This window comes from Micromonospora sp. RHAY321 (assembly GCF_023896955.1).
Lineage (GTDB): Bacteria > Actinomycetota > Actinomycetes > Mycobacteriales > Micromonosporaceae > Micromonospora.
In genome coordinates, this window is record NZ_JAMHIW010000003.1 from 14170 (window position 1) to 28831 (window position 14662).

At 72.3% G+C, this 14662-nt stretch carries 16 protein-coding genes; 6 read left to right on the forward strand and 10 right to left on the reverse strand.

The window, feature by feature from the left end; translation table 11 throughout:
• Positions 1-42: 42 nt before the first annotated feature.
• Positions 43-1029, reverse strand: coding sequence for a 4-hydroxy-3-methylbut-2-enyl diphosphate reductase (locus M8C17_RS08035; protein ID WP_252415778.1), 987 nt, complete (start codon positions 1027-1029; stop codon positions 43-45).
• A 166-nt stretch (positions 1030-1195) separates the two neighbouring features.
• Between M8C17_RS08035 and xseA the strand changes: the two genes are divergently transcribed.
• Both xseA and M8C17_RS08045 read left to right on the forward strand, forming a co-directional pair.
• Positions 1196-2416: an exodeoxyribonuclease VII large subunit gene (gene xseA, locus M8C17_RS08040; protein WP_252415779.1), complete on the forward strand. Its 1221-nt coding sequence runs from the start codon at positions 1196-1198 to the stop codon at positions 2414-2416.
• 46 nt (positions 2417-2462) lie between these two features.
• Positions 2463-2684, forward strand: a complete 222-nt coding sequence (locus M8C17_RS08045; protein WP_053655421.1) for an exodeoxyribonuclease VII small subunit — start codon at positions 2463-2465, stop codon at positions 2682-2684.
• Between the two features lie 43 nt (positions 2685-2727).
• Here M8C17_RS08045 and M8C17_RS08050 read toward each other — a convergent pair whose 3' ends face one another.
• Together M8C17_RS08050 and M8C17_RS08055 are read right to left on the reverse strand one after the other, a co-directional pair.
• Positions 2728-3576, reverse strand: coding sequence for a hypothetical protein (locus M8C17_RS08050; RefSeq protein ID WP_252415780.1), 849 nt, complete (start codon positions 3574-3576; stop codon positions 2728-2730).
• Positions 3577-3752: 176 nt separating this feature from the next.
• Positions 3753-4529 carry a DUF4245 domain-containing protein gene (locus M8C17_RS08055; protein ID WP_252415781.1) on the reverse strand — a complete coding sequence of 259 codons (777 nt, stop codon included), beginning with the start codon at positions 4527-4529 and terminating at the stop codon, positions 3753-3755.
• Positions 4530-4688: 159 nt separating this feature from the next.
• Between M8C17_RS08055 and glpX the strand changes: the two genes are divergently transcribed.
• Positions 4689-5720, forward strand: coding sequence for a class II fructose-bisphosphatase (glpX, locus tag M8C17_RS08060; protein WP_252415782.1), 1032 nt, complete (start codon positions 4689-4691; stop codon positions 5718-5720).
• Positions 5717-6688, forward strand: a complete 972-nt coding sequence (locus M8C17_RS08065) for a DMT family transporter (RefSeq protein WP_252415783.1) — start codon at positions 5717-5719, stop codon at positions 6686-6688. Before glpX ends, M8C17_RS08065 begins: the two co-directional genes overlap by 4 nt.
• A 34-nt stretch (positions 6689-6722) precedes the next feature.
• Here the strand turns inward: M8C17_RS08065 and M8C17_RS08070 are convergent, their stop codons facing one another.
• Entirely contained in the window at positions 6723-7640 is a 918-nt protein-coding gene (locus M8C17_RS08070) for an NAD-dependent epimerase/dehydratase family protein (protein ID WP_252415784.1), read from the reverse strand.
• A 141-nt stretch (positions 7641-7781) separates the two neighbouring features.
• Here M8C17_RS08070 and M8C17_RS08075 point away from each other — a divergent pair, with 141 nt between their 5' ends.
• Positions 7782-8477 (forward strand): TetR/AcrR family transcriptional regulator, encoded by a 696-nt coding sequence (locus M8C17_RS08075; RefSeq protein WP_252415785.1) that lies wholly within the window; start codon positions 7782-7784, stop codon positions 8475-8477.
• 34 nt (positions 8478-8511) lie between these two features.
• Here M8C17_RS08075 and M8C17_RS08080 read toward each other — a convergent pair whose 3' ends face one another.
• From M8C17_RS08080 to M8C17_RS08105, 6 genes are all read right to left on the reverse strand, one after another.
• On the reverse strand, positions 8512-9480 hold the full coding sequence (locus M8C17_RS08080) for an NAD(P)/FAD-dependent oxidoreductase (protein ID WP_252416316.1): 969 nt from the start codon (positions 9478-9480) through the stop codon (positions 8512-8514).
• A 105-nt stretch (positions 9481-9585) separates the two neighbouring features.
• Positions 9586-10239 carry a rhomboid family intramembrane serine protease gene (locus tag M8C17_RS08085; protein ID WP_252415786.1) on the reverse strand — a complete coding sequence of 218 codons (654 nt, stop codon included), beginning with the start codon at positions 10237-10239 and terminating at the stop codon, positions 9586-9588.
• Between the two features lie 111 nt (positions 10240-10350).
• Positions 10351-11028, reverse strand: coding sequence for a lytic transglycosylase domain-containing protein (locus M8C17_RS08090; protein WP_252415787.1), 678 nt, complete (start codon positions 11026-11028; stop codon positions 10351-10353).
• Positions 11029-11306: 278 nt separating this feature from the next.
• Positions 11307-12722, reverse strand: coding sequence for a PhoH family protein (locus M8C17_RS08095; RefSeq protein WP_252415788.1), 1416 nt, complete (start codon positions 12720-12722; stop codon positions 11307-11309).
• A 434-nt stretch (positions 12723-13156) separates the two neighbouring features.
• Positions 13157-13528 carry a hypothetical protein gene (locus tag M8C17_RS08100; RefSeq protein WP_252415789.1) on the reverse strand — a complete coding sequence of 124 codons (372 nt, stop codon included), beginning with the start codon at positions 13526-13528 and terminating at the stop codon, positions 13157-13159.
• 31 nt (positions 13529-13559) lie between these two features.
• Entirely contained in the window at positions 13560-13904 is a 345-nt protein-coding gene (locus M8C17_RS08105; protein WP_252415790.1) for a hypothetical protein, read from the reverse strand.
• A gap of 264 nt (positions 13905-14168) precedes the next feature.
• Here M8C17_RS08105 and M8C17_RS08110 point away from each other — a divergent pair, with 264 nt between their 5' ends.
• Positions 14169-14612 carry a helix-turn-helix domain-containing protein gene (locus M8C17_RS08110; RefSeq protein ID WP_252415791.1) on the forward strand — a complete coding sequence of 148 codons (444 nt, stop codon included), beginning with the start codon at positions 14169-14171 and terminating at the stop codon, positions 14610-14612.
• Positions 14613-14662: the final 50 nt, after the last annotated feature.

Consider the following 14662-nt stretch of genomic DNA (forward strand, 5'->3'; position numbering starts at 1 on the left):
CGGGGTGGCGGAGCGTTCCCGTGGCGGCCCGACCCGGGCTGATCAACCGCGTGCCGCCGCGGCCTTCATGTCCCGCTTCAGCTCCTGGGGCAGCGAGAAGGTGAGCCGCTCGTTGGCGGTGGTGATCTCCTCGACGTCGCCGAAACCGCGCGCGGCCAGGTGGTCCAGCACGTCCCGCACCAGGTCCTCCGGGACGCTCGCGCCGGAGGACACGCCGACCGTGCGCGCGTCGACGAGCCAGGCGTCGTCGATCTCGTGGGCGAAGTCGACCAGGTGACCGGCGCGGGCGCCAGCGTCCAGGGCGACCTCGACCAGGCGCACCGAGTTGGAGGAGTTCGTCGAGCCGACGACGATCACCACGTCGCACTCCGGGGCGATCTCCTTGACCACGTGCTGGCGGTTGGAGGTGGCGTAGCAGATGTCGTCGCTCGGCGGGGACTGGAGCAGCGGCAGCCGCTGCTTGAGCCGGGCGACCGTCTCCAGCGTCTCGTCCACCGACAGCGTGGTCTGGGAGAGCCAGACCACCTTCTCCGGATCACGAACGGTGATCTTGTCGACGCCGTCGGGGCCGTCCACGAGTTGGATGTGCGCGGGAGCCTCACCGGCGGTGCCGACGACCTCCTCGTGCCCCTCGTGGCCGATCAGCAGGATGTCGTAGTCCTCGGCGGCGAAACGCTTCGCCTCCTGGTGCACCTTGGTGACCAGCGGGCAGGTCGCGTCGATCGCCTTCAGCGACCGCTGCTTCGCCTGCTCGTAGACCTCGGGGGCCACGCCGTGGGCCGAGAAGATGACGGTGGCGCCCTCCGGCACCTCCTCGTTCTCCTCCACGAAGATCGCACCCTGGGCCTCCAGGGTCTGCACGACGTGCTTGTTGTGCACGATCTGCTTGCGGACGTAGATCGGGGCGCCGTAGAGCTTCAGCGCCTCCTCGACGGTCTGCACCGCCCGGTCGACGCCCGCGCAGTAGCCGCGGGGCTTGGCCAGGAGCACGCGCTTACCGGTCTGGGGAGTCGCCTGAGCCTCGGTCACCCGCCCATCGTACGTGTCCGGTTCCCCAGCGGCAGCGCCTGCGACCCGCACCACAGCGACCGCCCACCACCCACCCACCCCCCGGTGATCAAGAGGTTTGCGTCGGAAACGCGCCTGGGACCGACGCAAACCTCTTGATCACCGCGAGGGTCCGTAGGGTGGGCGGGTGAGCACGGGTGATGGGGCGCGCAGCAGCGCGGAGGAGCCTTGGCCGGTCCGGGTCGTGAGCCAGAAGGTGGGCGCCTGGATCGCGAAGCTCGGCTGGGTGTGGGTGGACGGGCAGGTGGCGCAGATCAGCCGGCGGCCCGGCGCCAGCACCGTCTTCCTCACCCTGCGTGACCCGTCGGCCGACCTGAGCCTGACCGTCACCACCAACCGGGACGTGCTGGACCTCGGCGCGCCGGAGCTGCGCGAGGGCGCCCGGGTGGTGCTGCACGCCAAGCCGGAGTTCTACGCCGCCCGGGGCACCCTGAGCCTGCGGGCCGACGAGATCCGCCAGGTGGGGCTCGGTGAGCTGCTGGCCCGGCTGGAGAAGCTCAAGAAGCTGCTCGCCGCCGAGGGGCTGTTCGACCGTGCCCGCAAGCGCCGGCTGCCGTTCCTGCCCGGCCGGATCGGGCTGATCACCGGCCGGGCGTCGGCGGCCGAGCGCGACGTGCTGACGAACGCCCGGCGGCGCTGGCCGGCCGTGGAGTTCCGCACGGTCAACGTGGCCGTCCAGGGCCCGTCCGCGGTGCCGCAGATCATCGACGCGCTCAAGGTGCTGGACGCCGACCCGACCATCGACGTGATCATCATTGCCCGGGGCGGCGGCGGCATCGAGGACCTGCTGCCCTTCTCCGACGAGGCGCTCTGCCGCGCGGTGTTCGGCTGCCGTACCCCGGTGGTCAGCGCGATCGGCCACGAGACGGACGCACCGCTGGTCGACTACGTCGCCGACGTGCGCGCGTCCACCCCGACCGACGCGGCCAAGCGGGTGGTCCCCGACCTCACCGAGGAGGTACGCCTCATCGGCCAGGCCCGGCATCGGCTCCAGCGGGCGGTGCGCAACCTGGTCGACCGGGAGTCGCACCGCCTCGACGGGCTGCGTTCCCGGCCGGTGCTCGCCCGTCCCCAGGTGATGGTCGAGCAGCGGGCGACCGACCTGACCGCGCTCCGCCAGCGTGCCGGACGCTGCCTGGACCACCGGCTCGGCGCGGCCGACGACGAGCTGCGGCACACCCTGGCCCGACTGCGCGCCCTCTCCCCCGCCGCCACGCTCGACCGGGGGTACGCGATCGTGCAGCGCGCCGACGGCCACGTGGTCCGCGCCGCGGCCGAGGTCGGCAAGGGCGACCCGCTGCGGGTCCGGCTGGCCGACGGCGAGCTCGCCGCCACGGTGGACGGCTGAGTGGCGGGCCGCGGCGGCCGACGGGTGGTGTGCTGAGATGGACGCGATGACTGACGACACGAAGGCCGGGCCGGACGAGCGGCTCAGCTACGAGCAGGCCCGCGCCGAGTTGGCCTCGGTGGTCGAACGGCTGGAGGCCGGTGGCACGTCCCTGGAGGAGTCGCTGGCGCTCTGGGAGCGCGGCGAGGCGCTGGCGGTGATCTGCCAGCGCTGGCTGGACGGCGCCCGGGCGCGGATCGAGGCGGCCCGGCAGGAGCCCGCCTCCTGACCGCCGGTGGGGCGACCGGAGTCGCCCCACCCGCGTACGACCGTCAGCCGAACAGGCTGTACAGCTCGGCCGGCGCCTCGACGACCTGGTCCGCCGGCGGCTTCTGCGCGGCGGTGGCCGCACCGTAGTCGGAGTACGTCATCCGGATCTCCTGCGCGGCGGTCTGCCCGGCGGCCGGCAGTTGCAGCACCAGCTCGCTGAGCCGACCCTGCGGGTCCACCTTCGCCGTGAACGGGACCGTCTTCGCCTGCGTGCCGAGCGCGGCGATCGTGGCGGCGTTCAGCGAGCCGGCCTCGGCAGCCTTGGTGACGTCGATGGTGCCGGCGTACGTGCCGGTGCCGGTGCTCCGGACCTCGGTGATGCCCTGGGTGAGCACGGCGCTGCCGGCGGGGTCGACCTTCTCGAAGTCGAAGCCGAGGCTGCGGTTGCCCTTGATCCGGGTCTGGTCCAGGTGCTGGTACTTGCCGAGGTTGAGCTGCTTGATGGCCGGCAGGCTGTTGGCGGTGGGGCCGGTCAGCTCCAGCTTCACCCAGCTGTCCGGCTTGAAGTGGATCACGTCGAGCTTCATGGCCAGGTCGGATGAGGGGCCGCCGATGGCGATCTTCATCGCCGCGCTCTGACTCGGCTGGTGCACCTGGCCCTCCGCCGTGGAGCCGGCGCCGGCGAGGGTGAACCGGAAGTTCCCGTTGCTGATCTCCCTGGTGGAGTCGAGCAGCGCCTGCTTGGCGTCGCCCGCCACCGGCGTGCCGGACGCGCTCGCCGTGGCGGAGGCGCTCGCCGTCGGGGAGGCGGTCGATCCGGCGGTCGGTGTCCCACTGCTGTTGCAGGCGGCAAGGCCGGGCGTGAACAGAGCGGCGGCGACCAGGCCGGCGCTGAGTCGTCGAACAGTCATGTGTGTCTCCCAAGGGGGTCACCCGACGACCTGGACGGCGCCGGAAACCGGGCGACGCAGCAGCACCGTCGGCTGCGCCGCGCGACCCGGGCCGAGCAGGGCGCCCGGGTCACTCCCTCTCTGTTCCCTGTCGACGCGTCGGACAACCGCCCTTCCGTCCGATTCCTGCGCCGACCTCAGCTCACGGCGCCGGCGAGTTGGCGCAGTTCGTTGTCCCGGGCGTCGCCGACGACGATGACCGTGCGGGTCGGCTCCAGCAGGACCAGCGCCTGCTGGTTGCCCCGGGCGGTGTAGCGCTGCCAGGTGCGTCCGGCCAGCTCGGTCGGGCCCTGCGGCTGGGCCTGGCCGGTCAGCTCGGTCGGGAGCAGCCGCTCCGCCGGCACGCTGCTCTGCAACAGCTGGACGCCCCGCCCCTCCGGGGTGAGGTAGCCGATCCGCAGGTGCGCGCCACCCTCGACGGTCTGGTAGCGGGCGCTGACCGTCCGCCACCCGGAACCCAGCCCCTCCGGCTGGCTCACCGGGAAGGTGTTCGCCGCGCGGGCCTGCTCGATCGCCGGTGCCGGATCGACCGTGGCGGCCTCGTCGCCGCCGAGGAAGCCCCGGTAGAACGCCAGCAGCAGCGCGATCGGGATCAACAGCACCAGCAGCGAGATCGCCATGTCCTTCGGCGACCGCTCGGATCGCGCTGATTTTTCCAGGCGCGGCGGAGGTGCCGGCAGCTCGCCGGTCTCCGCGCTGCCGACTCCGGTGCCGGGCCGGCCCGGCACCGGTTCGTCCACCGGCGGCGCGGCGGACGGATTCGACGCGACGAGGGCCGGCTCACCGACCGGCGGCGTCGTCGGGTCGGTCGCGGCGGGCTCCCCACCGGTGCCGGCGGGAAGGTCGGCCGGCGGCTGGCCGCCGGGCGGGGTGCGGTCGGCGGGTACGCGGTCGGCTGGCTGTGCGGGTTCCACCCTGCCATCTTCGCAGCCGCCCGACCGGCGGTATCCGGCCCATCACCGCCCCGCGCCGACGCCGGTTCCGCCATCGTGTGAGGATCAGCGACAAAGCCGGCAGCGGGGAACGCCCCGCCGCCGGTCGTCCCCGCACCGTCGCGAGGAGGAGCAGCCGTCATGACGAACACCAGGACGCGGATCCCGCAGGATCTCGACCGTAACCTTGCCCTCGACCTGGTCCGGGTCACCGAGGCCGCGGCGATGGCCGCCGGCCGCTGGGTCGGCCGGGGCGACAAGGAGGGCGGCGACGGGGCAGCCGTCGACGCCATGCGCAAGCTGATCAACTCGATCCAGATGCGCGGCGTGGTGGTGATCGGCGAGGGCGAGAAGGACAACGCCCCGATGCTCTTCAACGGCGAGCAGGTCGGTGACGGCACCGGCCCGGAGGTGGACGTCGCCGTCGACCCGGTCGACGGCACCACGCTGATGAGCAAGGGCATGCCGAACGCGCTGGCGGTGCTCGCCGTCTCCGAGCGCGGTGCGATGTTCGATCCGAGCGCCGTCTTCTACATGGAGAAGCTCGCTGTCGGGCCGGCGTACGCCGACGTGGTGGACATCAACGCCGGGGTGGCCGACAACCTGCGCCGGATCGCCAAGGTCAAGGGCACCGACGTCTCCGAGGTGACGGTCTGTGTGCTGGACCGCAGCCGCCACGACGACCTGGTCACGCAGATCCGCCGGACCGGCGCGGGCATCCGGTTCATCTCCGACGGGGACATCGCGGGCTCCATCGCGGCGGCCCGGGGCGAGTCGGATGTGGACGTGCTGATGGGCATCGGCGGCACCCCCGAGGGCATCATCTCCGCGTGTGCCCTGAAGTGCATGGGCGGGGCGATGCAGGCCAAGCTCTGGCCGCGCGACGCCGAGGAGCGGGAGAAGGCACTCGCCGCCGGGCACGACCTGGATCGGGTGCTGGGCACCGACGACCTGGTCACCGGGGACAACTGCTTCTTCGTGGCGACCGGGGTCACCTCCGGCGACCTGCTGCGCGGGGTCCGCTACCGGGCCGGCGGCGCGTACACGCAGTCGATCGTGATGCGGTCGAAGAGCGGCACGATCCGGGTGATCGACTCGTACCACCGGCTGGAGAAGCTGGCGCTCTACTCGGCGGTCGACTTCGACGGTCGGCCACTGGCCGAACAGGAGTGACCGTCACCGGCACTGCGACCCCGCAGTCCCTCTCGGCCGCCCGCCGGATCACCGGTGTCGCGCTGGCGTCGGTCTCCGGGGTCGCGGTGGCGGTGCAGTCCCGAATCAACGGCGAGCTGGGGGTACGCCTGGCCGACGGTTTCGCCGCAGCGGTGATCTCGTTCGGCGTCGGCCTGATGGTGCTGCTGGTGCTGGTTCCCGCCACCCCCGGTGGGCGGCGGGGTCTGGCGGCGCTGCGGCCCGCCCTCAGGTCGGGCGCGCTGCGCCCGTGGCAGTGCCTGGGCGGGATGTTCGGTGCGTTCCTCGTGGCCACCCAGGGGCTCACCATCGGCTCGTTGGGCGTTGCGGTCTTCACCGTGGCGGTGGTCGCCGGCCAGACCGGCAGCAGCCTCGCCGTGGACCGGGCCGGCATCGGGCCGACCGGCCGGCAGCCGATCACCCGGCAGCGGCTGGCCGGAGCGGTGCTCACCGTGCTGGCGGTCGGCCTGGCGGTCGCCGACCGGCTCGGTGACCCGGGCACGCTGGCGCTGGCCCTGCTGCCCCTGCTAGCCGGGGTGGGTATCGCCTGGCAGCAGGCGGTCAACGGCCGGGTCCGGGCGGCGGCGGACAGCGCCCTGACCGCCACGCTCGTCAACTTCGCCGTGGGCACGGTCGTCCTGCTCGTCGCGTTCGCGATCGACATCGCGATACGCGGCTGGCCGACCGGCAACCTGCCGACCGAGCCGTGGTTCTACCTGGGTGGCCCGATCGGCATCGTGTTCATCGCGATCGCCGCCGCGATCGTCCGCTTCACCGGGGTGCTGCTGCTCGGGCTGGCCACCATCGCCGGCCAGATCGTGGGAGCTGTCCTGTTGGATCTGGTGCTGCCCACCGCGGCCTCGCATCCCAGCGTGAACACCCTGCTCGGTGCCGCGCTGACCATGGTGGCCGTGCTGATCGCCGCGCTCGCGCCACCCGGCCGCCGCTGAGCGGGACCGGTCTCGGCCGGGTGGCGGGCGGGGTTCAGCGACGGAGGGCCTCGACCGTCTCCTTCACCACCTGCTCGATGGGTGTCGGCTGGACGCCGAGGGTGGCGGTGGCGGCGGTCGAGTCCAACAGGTACGGCCGGTCGAACTGGTAGGCGGTCTCCCGCAGCTCGCGGATGAACGGGTCGGTCAGGCCACCCAGCCACAACACGGGGTAGGGCATCCGCGTCAGCTTGGGCGCTGGCGCGCCGGTCAGCGCGGCGGCCCGGCCGGCGAGCTCGCGCATCGGCGTGGCCGGGGCGCTGGGCACGTGCCAGGCCCGTCCCCATGCCTGCGGGTCGGCGGCCGCGGCGACGAGCGTGCGGGCGACATCCGGGATGTACGTCCAGGTGTGCGGGGCGTCCCAGTCGACGGGCAGGAAGACCCGCTGCCCGGCGATCACCCGGGGCAGCACCATCATCGCCAGCGACGTGCCGGCGGCGCCGACGTAGTCGGAGCCGCGCACCTCGGTGACCCGGACACGCCCGGCCCGGTGGGCGGCGAGAGCGTCGGCCCACATCCGGTTGCGCACGCGGCCTTTCGTACCGGTCGCGGCCAGCGGGGTCTGCTCGGTCATCGGGCCGTCGACCGGCCCGTACCCGTAGAGGTTGCCGACCGTGGCGAGCACCGCGCCGGTCCGCTCGGCGGCGGTGAGCAGCGCGCCGGCCAGCGGCGGCCAGTCGGTGGCCCACCGGTGGTACGCCGGGTTCGCGCAGTTGTACAGCGCTGCGGCCCCGGTGGCGAGTTCGGTGAGGCGGTCGGCGTCAACAGCGTCGGCAGCGACCCGCTCGATGGCTGGGTGCTCTGGTCCGTTGCCCCGGCGGCTGATGACGCGGACCTGCTCGCCGCGCTCCGCGAGGAGACGTGCGGTGGCGGTGCCGACCGGACCGGTGCCGACGATCACGTGCAGCGACATGAGGAAGCCTTTCGAAGCAGGGGTACGAAGTGAGAGCAGTGCTCTCTCTGTGCACCACCACCATGCATGCCGGTCGGCCCGCCCGTCAAGAGCAGTGCTCTCTATTTTGATTGGCGCTCCGTTTCGTGGCAGAGTGATCCCATGTCCGCTTCCTCGATCCGCGCCCGCGTCCGCGCCGAGATGATCGACGAGATCAAGGCGGTGGCCCGCCGTCACCTGGCCACCGACGGTGCCAACCTGTCGCTGCGGGCCGTCGCCCGGGACATGGGGATGGTGTCCTCCGCCATCTACCGCTACGTCCCGAGCCGCGACGATCTGCTCACCGCACTGATCCTGGAGGCGTACGACGGGCTCGGCGACGCCGTGGAGGCCGCCGACTCCGGCACCGACCCGGACGACCTGCGCGGCCGCTGGCACCACGTGTGCCGGGCCGCGCGGGACTGGGCGCTCGCCCACCCCGCCGAGTACGCGCTGCTCTACGGCAGCCCGGTGCCCGGGTACGCCGCCCCCGCCGACACCGTGCTACCCGCCCAGCGTCCCCCGCTGACCCTGGTCGGCATCCTCCGCGACGGCCTGACCCACGGTCGGCTCACCGTCCCCGCCGAGGAGCTGCCGGAGCCGGTACGCGCCGACCTGACCGAGCTGGCCGACGCCTTCTTCCCCGGGATGCCCAGCGCACTGCTGGCCCGGGGAATGGCCGGCTGGACGCAGCTCTTCGGGCTCATCAGCTTCGAACTGTTCGGCCGGTTGAACCAGACCATCTCGCACCGGGACTCGTACTTCGAGCATCAGGTCGGGTTGATGGCGGACCTCATCGGCCTGCCCCGACCGGAGTGACCGCACGGGCCGCGGACCGATCCGGTGCCGCGGGTCAGCCGGCGTCGGAGGAGTGCCCGGGGAACAGGTGGGCGCTCGGGTCGATCGCCACGGCGGCGTTGTTCACCGCCGTCGCGGCCTCGCCGAAGCCCGTGGCGATCAGCCGCACCTTGCCCGGGTACTCGGTGATGTCACCGGCGGCGAAGACCCGCGGCAGGTTCGTCGCCATCGCGCTGTCCACCAGGATGTGGCGGCGGTCCAGCCGCAGCCCCCACTCGGCGAGCGGGCCCAGGTCGGCGGTGAAGCCGAGCGCGGCGACCACGATGTCCACCGGAAGAGTCTCGGCCGCGCCGCCGCGCACGGTCACCTCGGCACCGGTGACCGTGCCATCCCCGATCAGCCGGGTGACCTCGGCGTTGACCACGACCCGCACCGGCAGCGACAGCACCCGGGCGACCGTCGAGGCGTGCGCCCGGAACTTCTCCCGCCGGTGCACGAGGGTCACCGACCGGGCCAGCGGTTGCAGCGTCAACGCCCAGTCGAAGGCGGAGTCGCCGCCACCGACGATCAGCACGTCCCGATCGGCCAGCTCGGCCGGCTCGGTGACGAAGTAGACGATCCCCGAGCCGGGAGCACCGTCGGCGCAGGGCAGCGGCCGAGGGCTGAAGCTGCCCAACCCGCCGGTGACCACGACCGCGCCACAGCTGAGCTGCTCACCGCCGGCCAGGCCGAGCACCGGCCGGTCGTCGGCGTACGAGAGCTTCTCGGCCCGGGTGCCGAGCAGGTACTGCGGCCCGAACGGGGCGGCCTGGGCCACCAGGTTCGTCACCAGGTCGCGGCCCTTGACGGCGGGGAAGCCGGCCACGTCCAGGATGAGCTTCTCCGGGTACATCGCCGTGACCTGTCCGCCGGGCTCCGGCAGCGCGTCGATCACCGCCACCGACAACCCTCGGAAGCCCGCGTAGTACGCGGCGAAGAGGCCGGCCGGACCGGCCCCGATCACGGCGATGTCGACCTCGCGCATGGCGTACCGTCGCTTTCCGCTCACGGATCAACGCTTGCTGATCTCGACCGTAGGCGGGTGACAGCGGGCGGGCAAGCACGTCCCAGAGGCGCGCCGAGGAACTGGTCAGGGCAGGCTGAGGGTGGACCCCGAGTAGTCGGAGCCGCCGGCGACCGGGCGGCGACGGCGGAACAGGATCGCGGCCACCACGCCGCCCAGCAACCCGAACAGGTGCCCCTGCCAGGAGATCCGCTCGTCGGTGGGGAGGATGCCGACCAGTTGCCAGCCGTAGAGCAGGCCGACCAGCAGGAAGACGGCGAAGTTCCACCAGCTGCGCTCGACGATGCCCCGGGTCAGCAGGATGCCCAGGTAGCCGAAGATCACCCCGCTGGCGCCGACCACGACGGAGTTGGGCGAGCCGGTGAACCAGACCCCGAGCCCGCTGACCAGGATGATGATCAGGGTCGACCAGAGGAACCGGCGGGCGCCGGCCGCCAGCACGAAGGTGCCCAGCAGGATCAGCGGGATGCTGTTGCTGTAGAGGTGGTCGAAGCCGTGGTGCAGGAACGGGGAGAAGAAGACCCCGTCCAGCCCGTCGATGCGCTTCGGGATGATGCCGGCGGTGGCGTCCAGGCCGAACGCCAGGCCCTGGTCGGCGGCCTCGATGAGAAAGAGGAACGGGACCACCGCGCACATGGCGACGAAGGCCCGGCCGAGCGCGGCGTAGAACGCCTCGGTGCCGAACCGGTAGGGGTCGCCGTTTCCAGGCTGCAGGGTCACCCCACAACTGCTATCAGCAAAAGGGGCCGACCGCCACTCACGTCCCGCCCGCTCGGCCGGGTACGCGAAGGCGGGGCGAGTGCGCCTCCACCCGCCCCGCCTTCGACGCCGTCAGTAGTGGCCGTTGTTCTGGAAGTAGCTCCAGGCGCCACAGGGCGTCTTGTACCTGCCCTTGATGTAGCCCAGCCCCCACTTGATCTGGGTGGCCGGGTTCGTCCGCCAGTCGTCCGCGATCGAGCCCATCTTGCTGCCCGGCAGCGACTGCGGAATGCCGTACGCGCCGGAGGAGGAGTTGCTGGCCTTGTGGTTCCAGCCGCTCTCCTTGGTCCAGAGCTTCTCCAGGCACGGGAACTCCGCGATGCCGAAGCCCGCGTCGATCATCAGAGCGCAGCCGATCTTCCGGTTGCCGCTGTACTCCTCGCAGGACGCCGGGATCGGCCCGTCGTACGGCTTGGCTGCGGCGTTCTGCGCCGCACGCTCGCGCTTGCGGGTCGCCGCGGCGGCCTCGGCCTTGCGGGCACGCTCGGCGGCCTCCTTGGCGGCCTGCGCCGCCCGGAGCTTGGCCTGGTACTCGGCGGCCCGCTGCTTGGCGACCTTCACCTGGTGGGCGGACTGCCGCTCGCGCTGGTAGGCGAAGTCGACGCGGTCGACCTCGGCGCTCACCTGCGCGGTCAGGCCCTGTTGCTGGGTTTCCCGGTCTTCGCCCAGGTAGAAGCCACCGGCAACGCCCACAGAGAGCAACGCGACAGCAGCCGTACGGGCGCCCAACCGGCTCCACAGCCGACTCACGAAGTGGTCCCTTCGTCGGGGGCAAGGACGCGGCGCGGCGTCGGGCCACAGGAGGGCCCTCGGCCGTACCGCGAGCGCCCCGACCGGTACCGGTCGCGCCGACGCACCGACCTTCGCCGATGTCCGCCCGTCTCGGGACGAACGATCACCAACGATGCCTGTGGCGCGTGGGCGCTCGTTGGACACCATCGCGCACAGTGAGGCTGATGGGAAACCAACCGAGCGGTTTGTGATCTGCGCCACACATAAAATACGGATAAACCCCTATAAAAGCACCATCATAGCGGGATGTCCTCCAGCAGATCCGTCACCATCGCTGCGATCGGAGACCGCTCCGAACGGCTGAGCGTGACATGTGCGAAGAGCGGATGGCCCTTGAGCGCCTCGATGACGGCGGTGACGCCGTCGTGCCGGCCGACGCGCAGATTGTCGCGCTGGGCCACGTCGTGGGTGAGCACCACCCGCGAGCCCTGCCCGATGCGGGACAGCACGGTCAACAGCACACCGCGCTCCAGGGACTGGGCCTCGTCCACGATCACGAAGGCGTCGTGCAGGCTGCGCCCACGGATGTGGGTCAGCGGCAGCACCTCCAGGATGCCCCGGGAGGTGACCTCCTCCAGCACGTTCTCGTGCACCACCGCGCCGAGCGTGTCGAAGACCGCCTGGGCCCACGGCGACATCTTCTCCGACTCCGACCCGGGCAGGTAGCCCAGCTCCTGGCCGCCGACGGCGTACAGCGGGCGGAACACGATCACCTTCTTGTGCCGGCGGCGCTCCATCACCGCCTCCAGCCCGGCGCAGAGCGCCAACGCCGACTTGCCGGTGCCGGCCCGGCCGCCCAGCGAGACGATCCCGATCGACTCGTCGAGCAGCAGGTCGAGGGCGACCCGCTGCTCGGCCGAACGGCCGTGCAGCCCGAACGCCTCCCGGTCGCCGCGGACCAGCCGGACCGACTTGTCCGGCAGCACCCGGCCGAGTGCGGAGCCGCGCGTCGAGTGCAGCACCAGGCCGGTGTGGCAGGGCAGACCGGCCGCCTCGTCGACGTCGAGCGCCTCCCCGGCGTACAACCGGCCGATCTGCTCCTCGCCCAGGTCCAACTCGGCCATGCCGGTCCAGGTCGGGTCGCTGGCCTGCCCGTGCCGGTACTCGTCGGCCCGCAGGCCCACCGAGGCGGCCTTGACCCGCAGCGGCATGTCCTTGCTGACCAGGGTGACCTCCCGCCCCTCGGCGGCGAGGTTGAGCGCCACGGAGAGGATCCGGGCATCGTTGCTCTCGGTGCGGAAGCCGGGCGGCAGCACACCGTCGTCGGTGTGGTTGAGCTCCACGCGCAGTGTGCCGCCGACGTCGTTGGCGGGCACCGGCCGGTCCAGCCGACCATGCTGGATCCGCAGCTCGTCGAGCATCCGCAGCGACTGCCGGGCGAACCAGCCCAGCTCCGGATGGTGCCGCTTGCCCTCCAGCTCGGTGATGACCACCAGCGGCAGGACCACCTCGTGCTCGGCGAACCGGTGGAACGCCGCCGGATCGGAGAGCAGCACGGATGTGTCCAGGACGAATGCCTGGCCGGCTGGTCGCGGCTCCTTGGGGTCGGCCGGCGCGGCGGCCGCAGTACGGCGGCTCCGGGTGGCGCGGCGGGTCGTGGCAGTCGCGGCCGGGGTCTGGTCGGCACCGGCGGTGGTACGGCGAGTCGTCACAGGCCTGCTCCGACGGATGGGCACCCGGCCACCCGTGTTCCGCCTCGTCCGGTGCCCGGGTGACACGGGGTCGGATGCGGGCCCCGTGCGCGAGGTCGCAGGTCCGGGCGGGCCGGTTGGCTCGGGAGAACCCCGTGCCATGCCTAGACGCTAGCGGCGGCGGACCGTCCCGGCTAGAGGGCGATCGTGGATCTCCGGAGACGGCCGTGTGAACAGCCCGGCGACTCAGGCGACGGGCGCCGGTCGCCGCCCAGCCGCTGGGCGGTGGACGCGGCGAAGCCGGCCGGGATGCATGCCCCCTGCGCGCATCCCGGCCGGCGGGGCCACCGTCACCGGTCTGACGTGGCCCCGACGGTGCGTGTCCGCCGCGGACGACGCACCGCGCTCGTGGCGCCGGTCGGCGGAACCGCCCGGGGCGGCCCCGCCGGCCGACCTCAGCCGGTCCGTCGGACGAGCGTGCCGGTCGGGTGCCGCCCGGTGATCGGGGCGGCCGGCGCGGTGAACGACGAGCCGGTGTAGGTGGTGCCGGGGCCGACCACAGCGCCGGAGCGGGCAGTGGCGCCGGGGCGGGCGACGGTGCCCGCGGAGCGGACGACGCCCGCCGGCGAGACCGACAGGGCGGAGGCGATGGCGGCCTGGGCGTCCCTGCGCCGCCGGTTCCAGGCGCCCCGGTCGCCGTCGAAGTAGCCCTGCCGGTAGCCGAAGCGGTAGCCGATGCGGTAGCTGAGCTGCCCGTGCAGACGGCCGGCCGCGTAGCTGGTCGCACCGAGCACCAGGACGAGGAAGACCGCCAGGAACGGGCTCATCGGGCGGCTCCGGCCGGTCCCGGACGTCGCGTCATCGTTCCTCCGGCTCGACGGTGGTGGGATCCGCGACCAGCAGCCGGTCCAGGTCGTCGGTGCTGACCTCCTCGACCAGCTCGACGCTGATCCGGCAGCCGTCCAGGACGACCTCGGCCACGGACGAACGGCGGATCTCGCCGCCGGCGTCGTAGACGCGGACGCTCAGCTCCGGGCAGCCGAGATGGGTACGCCAGGCATTCCACTCGGCGCGGTCGCCGACGCTCAGCGACAGGTAACGGCAGCCTCGGGCGAGGTAGAGGCGCCAGGGAGCGCACAGCCCCGCGGCCACCCCCTCGGCGATCAGCCCGAAGGCCTGGGCTCGGGTGGCGAGCTCGGTCACCACACCTCCCTGGCAACGGAGGTGTGACGCATGTGAGCACCAGTCGTCTCATGCACGAGACACACCGTAGATTGTCCCATGAGCGTGACAGTATCAGCTTTTCGGCCGTTTACCGCCACCACTACGGGCATCTATTCTGCCCGGGTGACACCCCTCAAGAGCGGCACTGGATCGTTTACCGGAAATCCGAGGAACCCGTCACGTTCGCGTGACAGCAGCGCGCCGGGTCGCGCGGGCGCGGCCGAGTGGCCGTACCGTCACGGGGTGACCGAGACGGCCAATGCGCGGAAGATCGCCTTCGCCACCTTCGTCCGACGCGCGCTCGAAGAGGCGCGGGCGACCCGGGCCTGGAGCGGCACCGAGGTGTCCCGACGCACCGGCGTCTCGCGGCAGACCATCAACCGGTGGGTCCGCGGCGACTGGGCCAGCGACCCGGAGGCGGAACGGGTGGTCGCCTTCTGCGAGGGCCTGGGGCTCAACCCGGCCGCGGCCTTCGCCGCGCTCGGCTGGGACCGCACGGCCGCCGGCCCGCGCGCCGGTCAACCCGCGCCGCCGATGGACCCGGACGTGGAGGCCCTGCTGCGCCGGCTGATCGACCCCAACGTGTCGGACGCGGAGAAGTTCCACATCCGCGAAACCATCCGCTACCTCGCATACCGCCCAACGTTGCCGGTCGATGTCCGAAAAAGAGGGAATCAAGCAGGGTAGTTCCTCAGATGGCGAAAGAACGCCTGGTCGGGTTCATTCGTTTGCCTCCG

What these genes read in the sequence shown, in the direction of transcription:
- M8C17_RS08075 (WP_252415785.1), top strand. Translation starts at nt 7,782, where the DNA reads ATGTCCGCTTCCTCGATCCGCGCCCGCGTCCGCGCCGAGATGATCGAC.
- M8C17_RS08050 (WP_252415780.1), bottom strand. Translation starts at nt 3,576, where the DNA reads ATGACTGTTCGACGACTCAGCGCCGGCCTGGTCGCCGCCGCTCTGTTC.
- glpX (WP_252415782.1), top strand. Translation starts at nt 4,689, where the DNA reads ATGACGAACACCAGGACGCGGATCCCGCAGGATCTCGACCGTAACCTT.
- M8C17_RS08070 (WP_252415784.1), bottom strand. Translation starts at nt 7,640, where the DNA reads ATGTCGCTGCACGTGATCGTCGGCACCGGTCCGGTCGGCACCGCCACC.
- M8C17_RS08080 (WP_252416316.1), bottom strand. Translation starts at nt 9,480, where the DNA reads ATGCGCGAGGTCGACATCGCCGTGATCGGGGCCGGTCCGGCCGGCCTC.
- M8C17_RS08045 (WP_053655421.1), top strand. Translation starts at nt 2,463, where the DNA reads ATGACTGACGACACGAAGGCCGGGCCGGACGAGCGGCTCAGCTACGAG.
- M8C17_RS08100 (WP_252415789.1), bottom strand. Translation starts at nt 13,528, where the DNA reads ATGAGCCCGTTCCTGGCGGTCTTCCTCGTCCTGGTGCTCGGTGCGACC.